A 20,970-nucleotide genomic window follows, 5' to 3' on the forward strand; every position below is an offset into this window, starting at 1 on the left:
GTGCATGTCGGCTCTGACCGTTCTCTATGAATGTCAAGGCATCCTTCCGGCTTTAATCCTATCCGGGACAGCGGTTATCCTGCTGCTCTTGGATGCCTTTTCTCCCTTGGGGCGAAAAGGCCAACTCGGTGCCGTGGCCGTCACAGGGACCTTGTTCGCTCTGGCCTCCTTGGGGCTCGATCCCTCGGGAAGGGAATTCTTCCACGGCATGGTGATCTGGGACCGGTTCAGCGTTTTTCTGAGCGGCGTCCTCATGGTGGGGGCTTTGCTCGTCTTCTTCCAGTCCTTCGATCATTTGCGGCGAAGCATGCTGGAGTGCGGCGAGTATTACGCCTTGGTGCTTTTCGCCACCACGGGGATGATCCTCATGGTGCAGGCTTCTCATTTCATCATGCTTTTTTTGGGGTTAGAGATTTTCTCCATCGCCATTTACATCTTGGTGGGCATGCCACGTCATGAAAAGCGGGCCAATGAAGCAGCCGTGAAATACGTCCTGCTCGGCGGCTTTGCTTCCGGGTTTTTCCTTTACGGCCTCACCTTCGTCTACGCCGCCACGGGTTCCCTCTCCATGAGTGCCATGGCAGCCTTTCTTGGACAGGGGCAGACGGTTTTCAACGCGTACCTGCTTTTCGGTTCCGCGTTGGTGCTCACTGGATTTGCCTTTAAGCTGGCCCTGGTGCCGTTCCATCTCTGGACTCCGGACGTGTACGAAGGGGCGCCGACACCCATAACGGCCTATATGGCCGTGGGGGTGAAAGCCGCGGTGTTCGGGGCTTTGGTCCGCACCTTCTGGGTGGCTCTTCCCACGGTGCATCCCCATTGGACTGTCTTTTTGTGGGCCTTGGCGGCGCTCACCATGACCGTGGGAAACCTCATGGCCTTGGCTCAGGACAGCGTCAAGAGAATGCTGGCCTTCTCCAGCATCGCCCATGCGGGGTACTTGCTTGTGGCCGTCGTCGCGGGCTCTCAGGAAGGACTAACCGCCCTGTTACTCTATCTTCTGGCCTATACGGTGATGAACGTCGGGGCCTTCGGCGTCATGGTGACGGTGCAAAACCGTCAGGAAAGCGGGGAACGACTTACAGATTTCCTCGGTCTCGGGCGCCGGTCGCCTTTCCTGGCGGCCTTTATGGCAATATTTCTCTTTTCCTTGGCCGGAATCCCGCCCACAGCGGGTTTTGTCGGGAAGTTCGTGGTCTTTTCGGCGGCGATCCAATCCGGTTATACATGGCTGGTGATCATTGCCGTGATCAATTCGGTGGTCGCCGCATATTATTATTTGCGGGTTGTCATCCTGATGTACAAGCCTGGAGAGGAGAATGCGGCGACAGGTGCGGAAAGCGTGGTGGCACCGCTGTCCGCCGGGGAACGAGGGGCGCTGCTCGGAGCGGGCGCTTTGACGGTTCTCGTGGGGATTTGGCCTCACGCCTTTTGGAATCTGGCAAGACAGGCCGTGCACGTCCTCTTTTAGGCGTTCCGATCCATAGCCGGCACGAAAGGAAAAGTCATGGAAAAGAAAACCAGTCCACAGGTACAACGGGCGATCACCCTGGTGCTCCAGGGTCTATTGGAAAGCCTTTCGGAGCCGCAGGTGACCGATCTCGTGGTGGATCGCCTGGCCAAGAAGGTGCAGCAAGACGGATGCTGTCCGCTGAACATCAAGGATGTTTCCGATTTGGAAGCGTGTCCTTTTACAGCCCTGTCCTTAGAATGTTTCCATCGTCAGGCCTTCGTCGCCGAAGACATTGATGAAGATTCGGTGGCCATGCTGCGACTTTTCAAGAACCCCTATCTTCAAGGTTTTATGAATATCAGCCGAACGGTCACATCCACTCTGGAATATCGCAAGGTGCTGCAAGTGATCGTGGAAGAAGTTACGAAGATTTTCCAGGCCAAGGGCTGCACCCTTTTGCTGCTGGACAAAGAAAAATCGCGGCTGGATCAGGCCGCGGCGTATGGCTTGAGTGAGAAATATCTGGAAAAGGGACCGGTGGATGCCGCCCGAAGCATTGCCGAAACCACCTCGGGAACTCCGGTGCAGATTTACGACGTGCAAAACGATCCACGGGTGCAGTATCCAGCCGAAGCGGCCATGGAAGGGATTGGGTCCATCCTGGCGGTACCCATCGTGATCCGGGACCGCGTGATCGGGAGTATGCGCATCTTTACGGAGAACAAGCGGCGTTTCCACAAGTATGAGGTCGAGTACGCCATGGCGGTGGCGGAGCAGTGCGGCATTGCCATCGAAAACGCCATCATGTACAGCAAGGGTCGGGAAAAGTACCGCTCCCTCCTTTCCGAAGTCCACAACTGGATTGAGTACTGCGCATACCGCCCGGAATAAACGCCGGGGCCTGGGTGCTAGACCCGGATGACGCGCTCCGTCCACTCCACGGCCTGGAGGTATCGGGACGTCAGACTGGAGGCGTCAAGGCGCAGTTGTGAGGCGATTTGGAGGAGGGTTTCCCATTTGGCTTGTTCGTAGGCCAGCACGATTTCGAAAAGGACCCGGTATCGGTTGATTCCGCCAAGCAAGGCTTCCCGGATCTCATCTTCTAGGGGCACCTCTTGCAGGGCCTCTTCCATGGGCCGGCCAAGGAGCGTATCCATCACGGAAAAAATTCCCATGAGGAAAAGCTGGTCTTTTTCCGCTGCCATGCCCACAAGGTCCGCCAGGAGTTCGAGAAACTGGGCTCGAATCAAGGAGAGTTTGACCAGCTCGTAAGGTTGCTTGGCGGTCAAGCGGGAATACACGCTCAGAGTGGCCCACTTGCGGATTTCGCGTTCCCCAAGCAGGGCCAAGGCGTGCCGAATGGATGTCACCCGGTGGCGCAGTCCGAAAAATGCCGAATTGATATAACGGAGCAATTTGTAAACCAAAGCGGGGTCCCGTTTGATCACGGCGTGCACGGCGTCCACATCCATTCTGGATCGATTCAATTCGCCGACGAGCTTCAGAGCGTTGATTTTGGATACCGGGACGTCCTTTCGCTGGATGATGACGGGACGGCTGAAAAAATAACCCTGGAAGAGCGTATAGCCGGATTCCAGGGCCTTGTGGAACTCTTCGCGGGTTTCGGTTTTTTCGGCAAGCAAATGGGGCACTCGGGATCCCAAATCCCGGGCGACCTGAGCCTGAATGTCCGGACTCGCCGCCCGGAAGTCCACTTTGACGATGTCCACCAGAGCCAGGAGTTCGCGGTAGGCGTCTTGGAGCGTGACCACGTCATCTAAGGCGAGGAGATAGCCGTTTTCCTTGAGACGCTGGCAGGCCTTGTGGATGGCTGGGGTTGGCTCCACGTCTTCCAAAATTTCGATAACCGCCCATTCCCTGGGCAGAAGATAGGGCGCCTCGTCCAAGAGCAGATTCTGGGTGAAATTGACAAAGGCCTTTCTTCCTCCGGCGAAGATTTCCGTCCCCATGGAAAAGAAGAGGTTATGCAAAACGCAGAAGGAGGCGCGATCTCCATCCTGAATGACGGCATGGTCATCCTGGCGGGCGGCCCGGTAGAGGATCTCGTACCCGTAGACTTGTAAACGTCGATCGAAGATGGGTTGTCGGGCAATGAAACTTTCCGTGGCGCACCCCACAGACAAGATCGCCTCGGTGGACTTCATGGCGAGCCGACATTCGGGTTCTTGTGGAGGGATGAGGGTTTTCCCGTTCTTCATCTGTATTTTCCAAAGCGCTTTCGGCCGGAGGGTCTCTACGGTGTCACGGTCAACCTCGCCAAAGACGCTCGATCATTTCTCTAAACCCACCCGGCATCCTCCTGGATGGGCCGAGCGAAAGCCGGAACCGCTTCCCAAAAATCCCCACTTCTGCCATAACCGTCCAGGTTTTTTTCAGCAAAGCCCCATGCGCCCAGCGAAGGGAGAACATGATGTGGGTGGCGCTTTCCGTCCTCACAGCGCTGGCTTCCGCCTCCGTTGATGCGTGGACCAAAAAATTTTTCGGAGACCGCGACGCCGTCAGCATGGCCTTCTACCCGCTGGCTTACAGTTTACCGCTCTTTGCCGTGACTTTCCCATTTGTGCCGATCCCGTCCTTGGATACCACCTTTTGGTGGTGTTTCGGCCTCTCGGTGCCCGTCAACTGCATCAGTTTCGTGCTCTATATGGAAGCCATCCGTCTTTCGCCTTTGTCACTGACCCTGCCGTTCTTGACCTTGACGCCGGCTTTCATGCTCATCACGGGCTACGCCGTTTTGCAGGAAACCGCCTCGCTGCCCGCCATCTTGGGGATTGCAGTCATTATCTGCGGGGGCTATCTTCTCCATGCCCCTTCCGCACGGGGAGGCCTTCTGGAGCCGCTGCGTGCCATCGTCACAGAGAAAGGTTCCGTGCTGATGATCGCTGTGGCCCTCATCTACAGCCTTTCGGCCGTACTGGGTAAGAAGGCCATCCTCCATTCCTCTCCATTGTTTTTCGGAGTTTTCTTTTTCTTTCTTCAGAATTTTTTGCTGGCGGCATGGGCCCTCATCACCCGCCATGTGGATGGGCGGCGGCTGTTGGGGGCGTTCCCAAGCCACCAAGGACTCGTCGTGGGGGTTTTGTACTATTTCCACGTGATCCTGCACGTATGGGCCATCTCCATGACTCAGGCGGCATATATGATTGCTTTGAAGAGGCTGAGCGCTGTCTTCGGTGTGCTGTATGGAGGCTGGCTGTTCAAGGAAAAACATTTGATGTGGCGTGGGATCGGAGCGGCGCTCATGGTCACGGGAGCCGCCATTGTGGCGTTAGCATCATAGGGGCGCTTTCGAGGATCGTGCTCTCGAGGAGGACCGCCGTCTTTGGGCCGGCATCTCGCAGTCGGGACGTCTTTAAAGGGTATGTTCCTGCGAAGAGGCGGAGTCGAGAGAGGTGTGGGAGCGGATGCTACGGCGAGCCCAAAGCCCGGAAGACCGGCTCCCAGGATAGAGTCGCCCCTGGCCCCTCTCGGACGAACGACACCGTCGTTCTCGTTCAGAGCATGAGTGGGGTTCGGGCCGAAACGGGAAAAAACTCTTGAGGGGCAACCTAAGAAGGAGGCATTGCAGTGCACGACACCATCAAGAAAATCATCGCGGGCTTTTGGCTCTGTGCGGCGATAGGCGGCCTTTTTTGTTCCAGCGCCTATGCTGCCGAGAACAATCTCTATCGGGCAGGTTATGTCATTGGCTTTCGTGACGCGGAAACATATAAGGCGAAAGATCCATCGATCACGGCAGGTCGCTATGCGGAAATGAAAAGGGACCTCCTTGCCGTTCACGGCACGGTGCCCAGAAATTTCTGGCGTGGTCTTCGGGATGGATTTCGCGACGCAGTCAGGGCTTACCGGCCGAAATTCACTGGAGAAGACGTGTATTTCGAGGAACTTCCCGAGCACCTCCGTCCTTGAATGACAGCCCGATAGGCCTATTTTTCCTGTCAAGTTTTTGCCTCCCTCTTCCGAACCCCATTATAGGGAAAGGTATCGTTGTGAACTGGACGGAGGAGGGACAAGATGGGAGAAATCGGCCTCAAGAAGGGGAAACTGTCCACCAGGCTTTTTGTCTTCGGCATCGGCGGTGTGTTGGCCTTCACGGGGATTTTGGCCTGGATTTCTTTTTCTCAGGAATCGCGCCTCATGGAGGAAAAGAGAACTGCCACGAAGCATGTGGTGGACGTGGCGTACTCACTGTTGGAAAAGCACACCAAAATGGTCCAGGAAGGCGCCGTGACCGAGGATGTGGCCAAACGACTCGCTTTAGACCACATCCGCGCGTTGCGGTATCGAGAAAATGATTACTTCTGGATCAATGACCTCAAGCCGGCAATGGTCATGCATCCCATAAAACCGGAGTTGGATGGGAAGGACCTCAGCGATTATAAAGATCCCAACGGCAAACATCTCTTTGTGGAGTTCGTCAAAGTCTGCCGGGAACAAGGCGCCGGATTCGTGGATTATCTGTGGCCCAAGCCGGGTTTTGAAAAACCGGTGCCAAAGGTGTCCTATGTCAAACTCTTTCAACCCTGGGGATGGATTGTCGGCAGCGGCATTTATGTGGATGACGTCAAGGCGCAAGCACACCGAACCCGGATGGTTTTTGGCGGGATTGCCGGTGGCATGTTGATTTTGGGCCTATTGGTGACGTGGGGGATTGTGCGGTCAATAACCCGGCCGATTTACACCGTGGTCCATGGCCTTCACACCGGTTCGGAGCAGGTGGGTGCCGCGTCCGATCAAGTGGCCCAAGCGAGCCAGTCCCTCGCTGACGGTGCATCCCAACAGGCGGCTTCTATAGAGGAGACCTCGTCCGCCTTGGAAGAACTGGCGTCCATGACCCGCCAAAACGCCGACAACGCGGGCCAGGCCCACAGCATTGTGAAAGATTCGGCCCGGGATATCGAAGAAGCCACCATGGCCATGGGTGATCTCACCAAGGCGATTCATGCCATCTCCGCGGCGAGCGAACAAACCCAGAAGATTATTAAAACGATTGACGAGATCGCGTTTCAAACGAATTTGCTGGCGCTGAACGCCGCCGTGGAAGCGGCTCGAGCCGGCGAGGCGGGGGCGGGCTTTGCGGTGGTGGCCGATGAAGTGCGGAATCTGGCCATGAGGGCTGCGGAGGCGGCTCGGAGCACAGCAGAAATCATTGAAGACACAGTGAAAAAGGTTCGAGAATGCTCGAACATGGTGACTCGGGCCAACGGGGCGTTCACCAAGGTGGAAGGGGGCAGTCGTCGTATCGGGGATCTTGTGGCGGAAATCGCCGCGGCCAGCAGCGAGCAGGCTGAAGGGATCGACCAGATCAACAAGGCGGTTTCTCAATTGGATCAAGTGGTCCAGCAAAACGCCGCCCATGCCGAAGAAACCGCTTCGGCGGCGAATGAGCTGCAGCATCTGGCCGAACGCATGAAGCATTTTGTGGACGAACTGCAAAACATCGTTGGGGCATCCGCCGGGGAATCCGTCGATCTTGGCGAACCCCGGGGGAAAAGAAAGCCTCACAAAGGAAACGGTCGGGCCGTTTCGGATCACCGCGAGCCGGCGTCGCCTGGACAAAGGGAGGCGTTCCCGATAGCTCGAGGCAGGCTGGAAAGCTCCTTGCCGAAAGGGGAAGGAGGTTTGAGCGATTTCTAGTTTCCGGATCGTCACAGTCCGGCGCCGCACCGTTTTTCCATCAATTTCTCCGGGGATGATGTGATAGAAAGATTGGCAATCTGTCGGACCCGCCCGATGCGGTGGGTCCGATGGCTTTCAAGTGGGGACACAAGGACCCGGAGTGGAGGCGAGACGTGAGGGCTGCTGCGGACGAGGGATCCTGGGACCACCGACTGGAATGCTTAAGCCACGGGCTCTTGTTTGAAAACCTTTCGCGGGAGCAACTGGCAAAAATTGCGCGCATCGCCAGTTTCCGTTCTTATCGCAAGGGGGAAGCGCTTTTTGCCGAAGGCAAGCGGGCCGAGGGTTTTTTTGTCGTTTGTAAAGGTCGGGTGAAAGTCTATAAAGTCTCTTTTGACGGTCGGGAACAGATCCTCCATCTCTTCGACGCCGGTAACATTTTAGGGGAAGTGCCCGTGTTTGCCGGCGGCGCCTATCCCGCCCATGCCGAGGCCCTGACGGAAGTGGAGGCCTTGTTCATTCCCCGCGATGGCTTTACCCGTCTCGTCCACGAAGAAACCGGCTTGGCACTGACCATGCTCGCGGTACTTTCCCGCAAACTCCGCTATTTCACCTCCCTGGTGGAGACCCTTTCTCTAAAAGAGGTTCCCGGGAGGCTCGCCTCGTATCTGCTTTACGCCAGCGAACGCACCGGATCAGGGGATACCTTCGACTTGGATATTTCGAAGACGCAGCTCGCGGCGCTGCTCGGCACGATTCCGGAGACCTTATCGCGCATTTTTTCAAAAATGATCGCTGCAGGACTCATCGATATGCAGGGTCGCACCATTCGCATAAAGGACCGGGACGGCCTCATTGCTTTGGTCCAAGGGGAAAAGCTCGGCTGAGATGTGGTTTGAGATCAGGATTGGCGACCGGTCATGACGATTTCCCGTCACCGGATTGAGCCGATGGGCTGAGCGACATGGCTTTGGATAGGGATCGCGCTTGAGGATGGCCGAGACAATAGCCCACGAGGCCGCCCACGATGAGCCCCAATCCCCACCAGCCGCATAGTCCCGGCCAGGCGCCGTGGAGGAAGAGAATTTCGCCGAAAAGCGAAAAAACGACTTCTCCGGCTTGGGTGGCGTCCACAGCGGCAATGGCCAACGGGTCATGAGACGCGTTGCGGGCCTTGTAGAAAAGCGACGTGGCCACAACGCCTGAAGACAAAGCCACGATGGCGGTGTGCAGCCATTGAGATGGATTCGGGGACTCCGGGCGCACCCCGGCCCACAAAAGGATCCAAAAAGGGATCGATCCTAGGGTCATCAAGAGCACGCAGGTGGGAGCGTCCTGCACAGGCGGGTGTGGCACGGCGGGAATCCATTTATAGCCCCCGTGGCGGGCCGCATTGAGCATTTGGTTGCCCGTGGGGTACGCAAAGGCCGCCACGAGCACAAAAACGGCCCCCAGAAAGGCGTCTTTAAAGTTTGCGGCATCCTCTATCTGTTCCGCATGAACGAGGAGTATCCCGACAAAGATGAGCGCGGTGAACAAAACACCGAAATAGGGGACAGGACGACGAAAAGCCCAGAGCACAACGGGGGTGGCTAGGATGGTCATTTGCCAAGTGGCGGCGACAATCCAGCCGGGAGCATGGTCTGCGGCGAAGCACAAAGCGCCGTAGAAGATCCCGAACCCCACCGACCCTGCCGTTATCCAAAAGACCAGGTGGGCACGAAAGATGCCCATTACGGCACCGACGTATTTCCAGCCGTGGCGGATGCTCAACCAAAGAATGAGAATCCAGAGCATATGCACATAGCGCAGAACCGCCGACCACATCCAGTGACCACCGGATAAACTCATGGCCCGGTTCAAAATGAATGTGGCACTGAAAAAAGCCGAAGCGGCCAATCCCAAAAGAACCAATCGAATCATTTGTGCATTTCCCCCTAGGTCCGGTATGGGGAGTGTTCGAAAAAGGATTGGCGTACCGAGTCTGGATCTTCAGACAAGAGACTATTTGGCATGAGAGGTGGGCTATGGTAAAGGGAAATCCCGAGATGATTCGGTTGAGGTCCCTTTCCTACTCTTATCTTCCTCTCCCGCGACGCATCACCCATGACTGCGAGAGCTGCCGCGACACGAGGGGCCAAGGTGGAGTCAGGTTGTATCAAACGGGAACAAAGGAGGATCGGATGGACAGGAGATCGTTCGTGAAGAAGGTCGGCCTCGGCACGGCGGCGGCTGCGGTGACAACGGCTGTACACGCCCCCTACGTCTGGCCGAAGGGACAAACTTACCAGTGGCGTATGGTCACCACATGGCCTCCTCAGATGCCCGTGCTCCAGACAGGGGCGGAACGATTCGCTAAGCGAGTAGAGGAAGCCAGTGAGGGACGACTCAAGATCCAGGTGTATGCGGGCGGGGAGTTGGTTCCTCCTCTGGGGACTTTTGACGCGGTATCCCAAGGCACCGTGGAGTGCGGCAGCGGCGCATCCTATTACTGGGCCGGCAAGAGCCCGGCGGCCCAGTGGTTCTCCGCCGTTCCTTTTGGGTTCAATCCCCAAGGGATCAATGCCTGGTTTTACTCCGGAGGCGGTCTGGCTCTTTGGGAGGAAGTCTACGCGCCTTTCAACGTCGTTCCCCGTCCTCAAGGGAACACCGGCGTACAGATGGGCGGATGGTTCAACAAAAAGATCGAGACCATCGAGGATTTCAAAGGCCTCAAAATGCGCATCCCGGGTCTTGGAGGTAAAGTGGTCGCGAAGGCCGGCGGGACGGTTGTGCTTTTGGCGGGCGGGGAAATTTACACCTCGTTGGAGCGCGGTGTGATCGACGCCACGGAATGGGTTGGGCCGCTCCACGACCTGCGCATGGGCTTTTACCAAGCCGCCAAGTATTACTACTATCCGGGATGGCATGAACCGGGAACCACCTTGGAAGTGATTTTCAACAAGAAGGCTTACGAATCGCTTCCGAAAGACCTGCAGGCCATTCTCGATTCAGTGGCTATGGAAACAAACTTGTGGAGTTTGTGCGAGTTTGAAGCGCAAAACGGAGCGGCTTTGGAAACGTTGGTCAAGGACCATAAAGTCCAGCTGGTGCGTTTCCCCGACCAAGTGTTGGATGCGCTACGAAAGATGTCTGAGGAAACCATCGAGGAAGAAGCCAATAAGGATCCCATGGCTCGAAAAGTCCACGAAGCCTTTAAAGCGTTCAAAGCCAAACTCGGGCCGTGGGGCACGGTATCTGAAAAGGCGTACTACGATTTGATCGCCGCGAAGATTGGTGCTTAATCCCCCTGCCAAGAGGTCCGAGGGAGCCGCGGGGTGAAAATCTAAGGCACCCTGGTGCTCCCTCGGCCGGTCGAGAACTTCTCCCCATGAGCGCCTGTTAATCGGCTGCCGGCACTCTATGAGGGACGTGCTCCTGCGGGGCATTGTCCCTTGGGGGCGTTCGCTCTTTGAATCGGTGGGGAATCGGCCACTCCTCTGGCTGTGACTTTTGGGAGGAGCAGACGCTGAGGGGGGCGGGTCGAGTACTCTCGACTTTTCAACACGGCCATGAAGAGGGTGGGGGCCACGCTTCCGATGCGCGGATGTTCTTCTGCGTGGCACGCGCAAAAGGGCGTCCAGAGCGGCTCAAAAGCGTGCCCCCTTTCTCTCTTCCAGCCATCAGCGCAAAAGCGCATGGGGAAGCCAAGTGGCCAAAGGCGGGAAAAAAGCCACAATGAGCAGCCCGAGGAGCTGTAGAATAACGAAGGCGACAATGCCCCGGTAAATGTGCCCGGTGGTGATTTCCGGAGGGGCTACGCCTTTCAGGTAAAATAGAGAGAATCCAAACGGCGGCGTCATAAAGGACGTCTGCAGGTTGACGGCGAAAAGAATAGAGAACCATAGCGGATCGAATCCAAGCTCTTTCATAATGGGCGCTAATACCGGAATGTGAATGAATGTGATTTCAATAAAGTCTAAGAAAAACCCAATGACGAAAACGATGCTCATGCAAATAAATAAAACGCCCCATTTGCCGTAGGGAATATGGGTGAGAATGTTTCGGACCCAATGATCCCCGCCCAAGCCCCGAAAAACCAGTCCGAAGGCTCCGGCGCCGACCAGGATGATAAACACCATGCATGTGAGGCGCGTGGTGGTTTGCATGACCTGTTGCAGGATATCCAACGTAAATTTCCTGTTGAACGCAGCCAATACCATGGCGCCCGTAGCGCCGACGGCAGCGGCTTCGGTCGGAGAAGCGATCCCCGCGAAGATGGATCCCAGAACGCTGACGATGAGCACCATAGGCGGGATGAGAGCTTTGGCGAGGCGCCTGAAGAGCCCGGCGGCGAGAATACTCTTCCATTCTTCGAGAGGGATGAGTGGAGCCCAATGGGGCTTGAGATGCGCCACAATGAAAATGTAGATGATGTAGAGCACGACCAAAACGAGACCGGGAATGACAGCGCCGACAAAAAGATCACCGACGGAGACCCCGATGATGTCGCCCAAGAGGACCAGGACGATGCTGGGGGGGATGATCTGCCCCAAGGTTCCCGAAGCGGAGATGGTTCCCGTGGCCAGTTCCGGCTGATAGCCTCGTCGCAGCATGGTGGGAAGACTCAGAAGTCCCATGGTGACCACCGTGGCACCGACGATCCCGGTGGAGGCTCCAAGAAGCGCCCCGACCACAACCACGGACACGGCTAGTCCCCCGCGAATCCGACCGAACAGGAGCGCCATGGTTTCCAGGAGCTCTTCTGCAATGCCTGACCGTTCCAGCATCACTCCCATAAAGATGAAAAGCGGCACGGCAAGGAGCGTAAAATTGGTCGTGACACCCCAAACGCGCAGAGGCAGCAGATTGAAGAAGTTCCAACCGAACCCGTAGAGGCCGAAAAAGAGGGCCGTTCCTAAGAGTGTGAAAGCCACCGGAAAGCCAAACATCAGGAGGATTGTCAGCGCAAGGAACATCAGGCCCGGCAAGGATTCCATCAGTGCTCTCCTTTCTTGGCGTGACCCGACTCTGTGGATTTGCCCAAAAGGATGATGAGGCTCCTCAGGGTCATAGGGATGCCTTGAATGGCGATGAGGGTGAAGCCCAAGGGAATCATGGCTTTGATAATGTAGCGCGCGGGAAGCCCGCCCGGATCCGGAGATCCCTCCTGGACGGCCCAGGAGGCGGCCACGAATTTCATGGAAGTGGCGGCGATGAGGTAGCAGCCGGGGAAAAGGAAAAACACGCAGCCGAGGAAATTGATCCAGGCTTGGCTCTTTGGCGAAAGGCGCTGGTAAAAGACGTCCACCCGCACATGGGCATCGTAGAGTAGGGTATACCCTGCGCCCAGTAGAAACAGGACACCAAAGAGATGCCATTCCAATTCCTGAACGAAGACAAAGGTCGTTTTAAACGCATATCGCATGATGACATCCAGGGTCACCACCACGATCATCAGTAGCGACACCCAGGAAACGCCGCGCCCCACGGCGCGGTTGATGGCATCCACACGGTGGCAGAACTTCTCGAGCTTCTCCATGGGAAATTTCATCCTCCACAGATCGAGTCAAGGGGCTCACCAAGCCAAGGCGCATGCGGGAAAGACACCGCTGCGATGTCCCCGCGGGTCAGCTCCGGCAATGCATAATCCTTCTTTTTCCAGGGAAACCGCACAAATAAAACCCAAACTCCACGGGGCTTCCACGACCACCTCGTGACCAAGAGATTGTAAAAGGTGTCGTGTGTCCTTTGGAAACCGGGATTCCATGCGCACACGTGCCGGATAAGCCTCGTGCGGGTAGAACGTGCCGGGAAAATGGTCCGAACAGACCTTTGGAGCGGCAATGGCCTCACCGAGATCCATGCCGAAGACCACTCGATAAAGGAAAAATTGCAAGGTCCACTGATCCTGCTGATCTCCGCCCATGGTGCCGAAAGCCATCCACGGCATACCGTCGCGAAAGGCGAGAGAGGGCGTCAGGGTGGTCCGGGGTCGTTTCCCCGGGCTCAGAACGTTGGGATGGGCCGGGTCAAGGTAAAAGGTCTGGAGCCTTGTCCCCAATGGGAAACCTAAAGATGGAATGACCTCATTGCCTGAAATCCAGCCGCCGCTTGGGGTAAGTGCCGCGAGGTTGCCGAAGGCATCGGCGACGGCCACATGAACGGTTCCGTATCCCCATGAATTCCACTGAAAGACAGACTCGGGAGACAGGAGCGCCTGGGCGTTTCGGGGGTCTCCGGGACGATGAGACCTGCTGGCTTGGTTCACGTCAATGAGCTTTCTCCGAATTTCGGCGTAGGACGGACTGAGAAGTGCATCCAACGGCACGTGGACGAACCGTGGATCCGCGTAGTATTGTTCTCGGTCCGCAAAGGCCAGTTTGGCGGCCTCGAGCCACGTGTGGAGATAAGCCGCGGAATTCCACTCCATGGACTCCAGATCGAAACCTTCCAAGAGGCGAAGCATCTGAAGAAATACGGGACCTTGCGACCAAGGACCGCACTTGAAAACCTGCGTATTTCTAAAGGTGACCGTCACGGGTTTTTCGAACAGGGTTTCATAACCTTCGAGATCGGACCGGGTGAGAAAACCATCGCGTTCCCGGACGAATTGGTCGATCTCCCGGGCGATATCCCCTTGATAAAAGGCATTGACCGCGGCACGGATGCCCCGTTTGCGGTCCTCACCGAACCGGCGGGCCGTATCCATCAAATAATCCAACAGGCGCCCGTAGGCGAGGTTGATGAGGCGCGAACCGAGAGGCGGAGGATGGCCGTTTGACGTGAGGTAGAGATCGGCGGAAGCGGGCCACTGTGTGCGGAAGAGTTCCTCGTTCTCACGAATGCCGAAGCGAGGCATGTCCAAAAGACCCTCATGGACGGGGAAGCCTGAGGAAGCCAGCGCTCGAGCTGGCGCTAAAACGTCGTGGAGGTTCAGACGGCCGAATTCTTCCAGCATGCGCAAAAGAGCGGCGACGGCCGCCGGAACCCCGGCCGCCAGCACGCCTTGTGGCGGGATCAGCTCAATGCCTCGTTTTCGGTAGGCTTCCAGTGAGGCTTGTGCGGGCGCTTGGGTGTTGCCGTTCACCACGGTGACCGCCCCGTCGTGGGCCGTGTAAAGCACCATGGGACATTCCCCGCCCACGGTGAACATGTGGGGATTCACCAAGCTTTCCACAAAGGCGGCCGCTGCGGCGCCGTCAAAAGCGTTTCCACCGGCCTTGAGCACTTCCATGGCGGCTTGGGCCGACAAATAATGTTCGGTGGCCGCGGCCCCCTGAAATCCCATGGCCGGCTGCACGTCAGAACTCGTCCCCTGGGTCCTGCCGAACGTGCGCATAACCGGAATCCTCCCCACTGGTATCCGTTCCGGTGCTCGCCTGGTAGCGATGGATCCGGATGATCGGGAAACAGCACATTACTTAAATTTGGGACTCTGCAAGGTGAGCCGGAGGATCGCGGTGGCGACAGGAAGTCCAGAGCGAGGTCGTGAGGGTTCCGCTGTCAGTGGCAACCCAGCTCATCCTTTGGCAAATCTGAAGTACTTGCATTGCGGGCTTGATACCGACACTCGGCTTCATTACTCGAAAGGAGCTAAGATTTCAAGTCTGGACTGTTCGCCGTGGCGTGACATATAGAAGTGAGTCGGTAGGCTGCACACGGTAGACAGACCCTAGTGCCGACGGGTGATAAGGTGCTCGACCGATCAACCTTTTGGGGTGAACAAGGCAGGCGTTCCTGCCTCGGGTGCCCCAGCCGCCTCCCTATATGTGCGCTTGAATGTGAGCCCCCTGCGGACTGACGGGACGGTTTCGCCGTTGTCCGGTGTTTGCGGATCGATTCCCGCTGGCGCATGGGTTTCCCAGAGAGTGCCCTTTCTGGTGGTGGCGTGAATTTTCTGGACGGCGTTGGACATCCTTTCACGGTCGAACCTGTTGGCGGGAAAGAGACCTCGGTTGAGAAGGGGGGAAGGACAAGTTTCCATGCTCTCGTTTTTTCGGCGCCACGGCTTTGTGGCTGGTCTTATGCTGGTGACGGCGCTCACCTTGGCCGATGCCACCGAGACAAGCGTCCGGTGGGGACAATGGCTCAGAGCCCATCACGGCCCGGATGTCGTCATTGCGGGGATTTTTTTCTTTTCGGGACTCGCTTTGGAGAGAGAAAATCTTTCTCGAGGCATCTTGGATTTCAAGGCGTGTGTCCTCGCACTGGGCCTGATGTTCGGCGTTGCCCCTTTATGGGCGTTCACATTGGCCCAATGGCCCATGGGAACGGGTCTTGCCGTCGGCCTTTTTTTGGTTGCCGCCATGCCGACCACCCTGAGCAGCGGGGTGGTCATGACGAGCTCGGCCGGGGGCAATCCCGCCACGGCGCTTCTCATTACCGTTGTTGGCAATGCGGCGGCCGTTTTTGCGACACCGCTGATCCTCAAGTTTCTGACAGGAAAAGCTCTCGAATCTGCCGCTGTTTTTGACTCACAAGCCCTCACGGGCACTTTGGCCTTTTGGGTTTTGCTGCCTCTCGCCATGGGGATGGTGATGCGCCGCCCGTATTTATCCTGGTTGCAATCGGTGAGATGCCCGAGTCCGGGGACCGTGAACACCTTTTTGGTGATCGTCATCGTCTGGATCGGCTTGTCGAGTTCGCGAGGCACGATTATGGGTGGGCTGGGGTGGATGCCCGGCGTGATCGCCCTCTCCATCGTTTTCCATGGAGGCCTTCTCGTCGCCGCTTTTTTGGCTGCCAAAGGATTTGGACTGTCGCCTGGCCGACGGGAGGCCGTGATCTTCATGGGAGGTCAAAAGACCTTGCCGCTTTCGGTACTCATTCAAACGGCCGTATTTCCCCAATATGGAGAAGCCTTGGTTTTTTGTGTGTGCCATCATCTGCTGCATCTTGTCATGGACGGGTTCCTGCTCGGCTTCATGACCCACGCCACCCGCCGGATTTCAGCGCATTAAGAAGGTTGCACGATGGTCTTCCTGGATAAAGACGGCATGACTCTGGAACAATTGACGGCTGTAGCCCGCCGAAAGGTGCCCGTGGACTTCACCGAAGCCGCCCGACGGAGGATCATGAAAGCCCGGGTTTTGGTGGAGGACTGGGTTGCCAAAGGCCGTGTCGTTTACGGCGTCACCACAGGCTTCGGGGCTTTAAGCGATGTGGTCATTTCTCAGCGGGACGTGCGGATTTTACAGCGCAACATTCTCATGAGTCACGCCGCCGGGGTGGGCCCGGAACTGGCGCCCGATGAGGTGCGTGCCCTAATGGCTCTGCGCTTGAAGGATTTGGCCCGGGGACATTCCGGCATTCGCTGGGAAACGGCTGCAAGGTTGCGGGATTTTTTGAATGCCGACGTTCTGCCCGTGGTTCCTGAAAAAGGGTCTGTGGGGGCCAGCGGCGACTTGGCTCCCATGGCCCACATGGCTCTCCCGTTGATCGGCCTCGGGGAGGTGCTGCTCCACGGGGAAAGGCTGCCCAGCCGGATCGCGCTGCAACGGCTGGGGTGGGATTCCTTGGATCTCGAAGCCGGCGAAGGTTTGGCCCTTGTCAACGGCACGCAACTCATGACCGCCTTGGGGGCACTGGCCGTTCACGATGCCGAAAATCTGTCCAAAATCGCAGATATCGCCGCCTCTATGAGCTTGGAAGTGCTCATGGGGAGCCGCATGGAATTCGACCCGAGAATCCACCGCGTGCGGCCCCACCCCGGGCAAGCCAAAGCTGCCCACAACATGCGCCGAATCACTCACAACAGCGAAATCATTTCTTCCCATAAAGATTGCTCTCGAGTTCAGGACGCCTACACCTTGCGGTGCTCCCCCCAAGTGCATGGGGCCTCCAAGGACACCATTCGGTACTGCCGGGAAGTCATTGAAATCGAAATGAATTCGGCCACCAACAATCCTCTGATTTTCGCCGACAGCGGTGACTTGCTCCTCGGCGGCAACTTCCACGGTCAACCGGTGGCCTTGGCCATGGACTTTTTGGGGATTGCCTTGGCCGAACTGGCCGACATTTCAGAGAGGCGGATTGAGCGGCTCGTCAATCCTCAACTGAGCGGGCTCCCGGCGTTTTTAGTTTCCCAAGGAGGGCTCCAGTCCGGCTTCATGATCGCGCAATACACTGCAGCGGCACTGGTTTCGGAAAATAAGACCTTGGCCCATCCCGCGTCCGTGGATTCCATCCCCACGTCAGCCAACAAAGAAGATCACGTGAGCATGGGGACTTTTGCGGCGCGCAAATGCCGGGATATTTTGCGGAACGTGGAAACCGTGCTGGCCATCGAACTCCTATGTGGTGCCCAGGCTCTGGATCTTTTCACCAACATGAAACCGGGAGTTGGAACCCTGGCGGCCTACAAGTGTGTCCGTGAAAGGGTTTTTCATCTGGATCAGGATCGGGTGCTCGCCCCCGATATCCACGCGGTGGTGGAACTGATCCGCAGCGGGAGGCTCGTGCGGGCTGTGGAGGCCGAGATCGGACCTTTGCACCCTTGAGGTGGGGATTGTGGCCTGGGAGATTCCGTGAACGCCTTTGTTGAGAGATTCGTCCCCGCGGACAAAGCGCGTATACCTACGGGCGCCCGTCGATCGGCACCGCGAAGTGCAGCGCAGACCGGTTCCGTGAGCACGCCGGGACCGGTCGGCGTTTCTTCACGAGCACAGTTCAGAGGGCTTGGGATGGCGGAGTGGTGGGCTTAGTCGCACGAATGGATCTCAACTAGGTTTTGAGGACTTCCGCCAAGGCCCCTTCGATTTCAGGATACCGAAACGTGTAGCCATGCCGTAAGAGCACGGCGGGAAACACTCTTTGACCTTCAAGGAGCACCGAGCCGAATTCCCCGAGAATCCATTTGAGGGCCACGGCCGGGGTTCTCAGAAAGCTGGGCCGATGAAGCAGTTTGCCGAGGACATGGGCCAGGGTTTCGTTCCGCACGGGGTTCGGAGCACAGAAATTGACCGGCCCGTGGATGGCTTCCTTGTCCATGACGAACAGCATGGCCCCGAGGAGATCTTCCATGTGAATCCAGGAGAACCACTGGCGGCCATCTCCCAAAGGCCCACCCACAAAACGCTTAAAAGCCGGGATCATCTGGCCGAGAGCCCCGCCCGTTTTGCCGAGAATGATGCCGAATCGCATGCACACCACTCGGGCGCCTTTCGTCTGAGCCTCCGAAGCCGCGGCTTCCCAATCCACACAGACCGAAGCCAAGAAATCGGAACCGGGCGGTTCGTCTTCCGTCAGACTGGCATCACCCCGAGAGCCGTAATAGCCGACAGCTGAGGCGTTGAGGAGTGTAATGGAAGATCCCTCCGGAATGGCTTGCACGAGGTTACGGGTGGTGAGAATCCGAGACTGATAAATCAGCTCTTTCGATTTGGCCGTCCACCTTCGGAAAATGGAAGCGCCGGCGAGGTTGATCAGCACGTTTTGGTCGGCCACGGCATCCTGCCATGGACCGCTTTGGGTGGTGTCCGCCGAAATGTAATGCATTTGGGAGGGCATAGCGGGACTGGGTTTCGGCCCCTGCCCTATCCCGGTGACCTCATGACCGAGGGCGACGAGGCGAAGACAGAGTTGGGTGCCCACAAAACCCGAAGCTCCGGTGATGAGAATCTTCATGGCGTGCTCCTCGTTTTCGTTATTTTCGCCGATGCGGTTTGATCACCCACGGCATGGAAAATAACCCGGAAAATCGGGCGCTCCAATAGAGAACGGCGAATGGCACAAAAAAACCCGCCTCGGGAGAGGCGGGTTCTTTCCGGCCAGATCTGACGGACTTATTGAAAGTACGCGCACTTTTCGCACGTAAAGCCGCTCCACATCCCCTTGGCGGCTTTATCCAGACAGTCGTCATAGTGCAGGCAGTCAAAATTGCGCAGCCCTTTGCCTTCCTTGCATTTCACGGGGTTGGGGAGAGGCTGGGGCGTGGAAGCGGCACACCGCTGGGAAGACTGTCGCATCATCCAGACCTCCTGTGGAGAATCAAAAATATTCCGGGGTCAAACCAACTTTTTTTCGATCACATGTGTGTCCCTCACCGATCGGCGGAACGCTTACACAACATCCCCAAAAGAAGAAACCCTGCAGCGGCGATGGCCCAGCACGCCACGTCCATAAATGTTCCTCCAGACTCAAGGAAATAAACTGGCCCTCTCAGAGGGCGGCGGTATGTAACCTAGGTGAAAGGGGACGTCAAGAACTTTTTTCGAGGAATGGAAGGCCCGAGACTTCTTCTGATTCATGCCGTGCAATCCCATGCGGCTCGGTCGATGCCACGACGCGCAACCGCTATCTCATACACGATATTAGCTCCCTTCGTCAAAAGAAAAATTGTGTGCTGCCGGCGCAGACCGCAAGACCATTGTAGGCGTTGACGACGCTGGCAAAATAGTCCATGAAGCATGAGGGATGTCGGCTAAAACGGCGTCCGCGCGGTGCAGGGGCACGGGGTCCCGTGCCCCTATCGTTCGCTGAGACATCTGCGGGGAAGATTGCAGGGGCAGGGGGAGGCTCCATGAAGGGGAGGCCGTCTTTTCTGGGGATCAGGACCAAAGTTTTTGTGGGTCTCTGGGGGATTCTGACATTCTTGTCCCTTGCGCCGATACCCTCGGCACTGAGGGCGAACGACATATCGCCCGATTCCCTGACCCTGGAATCGGCCCTCCAAGAAGCCTTGACGAACCATCACCTCATCCGGGAGGCGGAGGAGCTGGAAAAGGCGGCTATGAACGAGGAAAAGAGCGCCCAGGCCGCCTTGAAACCCTCCCTATCGGCGCACTACCAATTTTTCCGCCTTGAAGACCATCCTTACGCCATCTTTCGAACCAATCTGGGCGTTCAACAAGTGGATATGGGCCACCGTGGGACCTATACGTGGGATATGACACTAACCCAGCCCCTCTTCACCGGCTTTGCCCTATCTACAAAAAAGAAGATCGCCGCCTTGGACGTTTCGGTGTCCCAAGTTCGAAAAGAAATGGCCGTCCTGGATGTCATCAAGCATGTCAAGACGGCGTATTACCGGGTTCTCCTGGCACAGCGTTACCTTGACGTCGCGCGGGAGGAAGTGGAGCAACTGAGCGCACACGTGGAGGATGCCCAGCGCTTTTACGATCAGGGATTGATTCCACTGAACGATGTTTTGAAATCCCAAGTGGCGCTTGCCCAAGCCCAGCAAGTCCTAGTGAGGCGCCAAAAAGATCTGGAAATTGCTTCCGCGGATTTGAACCGCCTGTTGGGGCGGAATCTTTCGCAGCCTGTCCGTTTGGAAGATGTGTCCCCACCGACGGCAAAATCGCCCCCTCTCGAGGATCTCCTCGCCGAAGCCGAACGATCCCGGCCGGAACTGACCATCTTGAAATTGGAAGTCCAGAAGGCGACGGAAGCCGTCCGGCTGGCAGGAAGCGATCTGTATCCCAAGCTGTTTGCTGTGGGAACTTACGAAAGGACTGGGAAGGATCCCCTGGGGGAGGAAAATGACTATCGAAACCCGGAAACGGCCGCCGTGGGGATGCGGATGGATTGGTCCATCTTCGAATGGGGCCGGACCCGGTCACAGGTGCTCCGCCAGCGCCACACCCTTAAGGCGGTTCAGGAAAAACTGGCGGACATCGAAAACAGCGTCCGACTGGAAGTCAAAGCCGCCTTGGCAGACCTGGAAGTGGCTGAAGAAAATATCCAGACAGCCCGAAAGGCCCTTGAACAGGCGAAGGAAAACCTGAGGATCACGCGCTTGCAGTATCAACAGCAGGTGACCACGGTTACCGAGGTGCTGGATGCAAGAACATATCTCACCCAGGCCGAAGCGAATTTTTACGCGGCCCGTTACGGCCGGTCTATTGCCCAGGCGGAACTGGATCGCGCTCTCGGCCGTCGGGCGCCGTAAGCCG

At 57.2% G+C, this 20,970-nt stretch carries 17 protein-coding genes; 10 read left to right on the forward strand and 7 right to left on the reverse strand.

Features of this window, described 5'->3' with window-relative positions:
* Window positions 1–4: 4 nt before the first annotated feature.
* Complete coding sequence (locus tag ACZ5K9_RS13260; protein WP_464271805.1) at window positions 5–1,471, forward strand: NADH-quinone oxidoreductase subunit N; 1,467 nt, start codon at window positions 5–7, stop codon at window positions 1,469–1,471.
* Between the two features lie 36 nt (window positions 1,472–1,507).
* The gene (locus ACZ5K9_RS13265) at window positions 1,508–2,344 is read left to right on the forward strand and encodes a GAF domain-containing protein (protein WP_464271806.1); all 837 of its coding nucleotides are present in this window, start codon (window positions 1,508–1,510) and stop codon (window positions 2,342–2,344) included.
* Window positions 2,345–2,361: 17 nt separating this feature from the next.
* Here the strand turns inward: ACZ5K9_RS13265 and ACZ5K9_RS13270 are convergent, their stop codons facing one another.
* Entirely contained in the window at window positions 2,362–3,672 is a 1,311-nt protein-coding gene (locus tag ACZ5K9_RS13270; RefSeq protein WP_464271807.1) for an EAL and HDOD domain-containing protein, read from the reverse strand.
* Between the two features lie 209 nt (window positions 3,673–3,881).
* Here ACZ5K9_RS13270 and ACZ5K9_RS13275 point away from each other — a divergent pair, with 209 nt between their 5' ends.
* The 4 genes from ACZ5K9_RS13275 (at window position 3,882) to ACZ5K9_RS13290 (ending at window position 7,980) form a co-directional block, all read left to right on the forward strand.
* On the forward strand, window positions 3,882–4,754 hold the full coding sequence (locus tag ACZ5K9_RS13275; RefSeq protein WP_464271808.1) for an EamA family transporter: 873 nt from the start codon (window positions 3,882–3,884) through the stop codon (window positions 4,752–4,754).
* Window positions 4,755–5,041: 287 nt separating this feature from the next.
* A complete protein-coding gene (locus tag ACZ5K9_RS13280; protein ID WP_464271809.1) occupies window positions 5,042–5,383 on the forward strand; it encodes a hypothetical protein in 342 nt (113 codons plus the stop codon).
* Between the two features lie 105 nt (window positions 5,384–5,488).
* Complete coding sequence (locus tag ACZ5K9_RS13285; RefSeq protein ID WP_464271810.1) at window positions 5,489–7,111, forward strand: cache domain-containing protein; 1,623 nt, start codon at window positions 5,489–5,491, stop codon at window positions 7,109–7,111.
* A gap of 155 nt (window positions 7,112–7,266) precedes the next feature.
* Window positions 7,267–7,980, forward strand: coding sequence for a Crp/Fnr family transcriptional regulator (locus tag ACZ5K9_RS13290; RefSeq protein WP_464271811.1), 714 nt, complete (start codon window positions 7,267–7,269; stop codon window positions 7,978–7,980).
* A 31-nt stretch (window positions 7,981–8,011) separates the two neighbouring features.
* On the opposite strand, the gene ACZ5K9_RS13295 is transcribed toward ACZ5K9_RS13290, so the two are convergent.
* The gene (locus tag ACZ5K9_RS13295; RefSeq protein WP_464271812.1) at window positions 8,012–9,016 is read right to left on the reverse strand and encodes a DMT family transporter; all 1,005 of its coding nucleotides are present in this window, start codon (window positions 9,014–9,016) and stop codon (window positions 8,012–8,014) included.
* Window positions 9,017–9,276: 260 nt separating this feature from the next.
* On the opposite strand from ACZ5K9_RS13295, the gene ACZ5K9_RS13300 reads away from it, so the two are divergent.
* Window positions 9,277–10,377: a TRAP transporter substrate-binding protein gene (locus tag ACZ5K9_RS13300; protein WP_464271813.1), complete on the forward strand. Its 1,101-nt coding sequence runs from the start codon at window positions 9,277–9,279 to the stop codon at window positions 10,375–10,377.
* 378 nt (window positions 10,378–10,755) lie between these two features.
* On the opposite strand, the gene ACZ5K9_RS13305 is transcribed toward ACZ5K9_RS13300, so the two are convergent.
* From ACZ5K9_RS13305 to ACZ5K9_RS13315, 3 genes are read right to left on the reverse strand one after another with little or no spacing between them, the layout of a single operon-like run.
* Entirely contained in the window at window positions 10,756–12,072 is a 1,317-nt protein-coding gene (locus tag ACZ5K9_RS13305) for a TRAP transporter large permease (RefSeq protein ID WP_464271814.1), read from the reverse strand.
* Complete coding sequence (locus ACZ5K9_RS13310) at window positions 12,072–12,614, reverse strand: TRAP transporter small permease subunit (RefSeq protein ID WP_464271815.1); 543 nt, start codon at window positions 12,612–12,614, stop codon at window positions 12,072–12,074. Before ACZ5K9_RS13310 ends, ACZ5K9_RS13305 begins: the two co-directional genes overlap by 1 nt.
* A gap of 36 nt (window positions 12,615–12,650) precedes the next feature.
* Window positions 12,651–14,414, reverse strand: a complete 1,764-nt coding sequence (locus ACZ5K9_RS13315; protein ID WP_464271816.1) for a gamma-glutamyltransferase family protein — start codon at window positions 14,412–14,414, stop codon at window positions 12,651–12,653.
* Between the two features lie 643 nt (window positions 14,415–15,057).
* Between ACZ5K9_RS13315 and ACZ5K9_RS13320 the strand changes: the two genes are divergently transcribed.
* On the forward strand, window positions 15,058–16,035 hold the full coding sequence (locus tag ACZ5K9_RS13320; protein ID WP_464271817.1) for a bile acid:sodium symporter: 978 nt from the start codon (window positions 15,058–15,060) through the stop codon (window positions 16,033–16,035).
* A gap of 12 nt (window positions 16,036–16,047) precedes the next feature.
* Window positions 16,048–17,574, forward strand: a complete 1,527-nt coding sequence (hutH, locus tag ACZ5K9_RS13325) for a histidine ammonia-lyase (protein ID WP_464271818.1) — start codon at window positions 16,048–16,050, stop codon at window positions 17,572–17,574.
* 223 nt (window positions 17,575–17,797) lie between these two features.
* Here hutH and ACZ5K9_RS13330 read toward each other — a convergent pair whose 3' ends face one another.
* Together ACZ5K9_RS13330 and ACZ5K9_RS13335 are read right to left on the reverse strand one after the other, a co-directional pair.
* A complete protein-coding gene (locus tag ACZ5K9_RS13330) occupies window positions 17,798–18,700 on the reverse strand; it encodes a TIGR01777 family oxidoreductase (RefSeq protein ID WP_464271819.1) in 903 nt (300 codons plus the stop codon).
* A 158-nt stretch (window positions 18,701–18,858) separates the two neighbouring features.
* On the reverse strand, window positions 18,859–19,044 hold the full coding sequence (locus ACZ5K9_RS13335; protein ID WP_464271820.1) for a hypothetical protein: 186 nt from the start codon (window positions 19,042–19,044) through the stop codon (window positions 18,859–18,861).
* 551 nt (window positions 19,045–19,595) lie between these two features.
* On the opposite strand from ACZ5K9_RS13335, the gene ACZ5K9_RS13340 reads away from it, so the two are divergent.
* The gene (locus ACZ5K9_RS13340; protein WP_464271821.1) at window positions 19,596–20,966 is read left to right on the forward strand and encodes a TolC family protein; all 1,371 of its coding nucleotides are present in this window, start codon (window positions 19,596–19,598) and stop codon (window positions 20,964–20,966) included.
* Window positions 20,967–20,970 lie beyond the last annotated feature (4 nt).

The organism is Desulfosoma profundi (assembly GCF_055387865.1).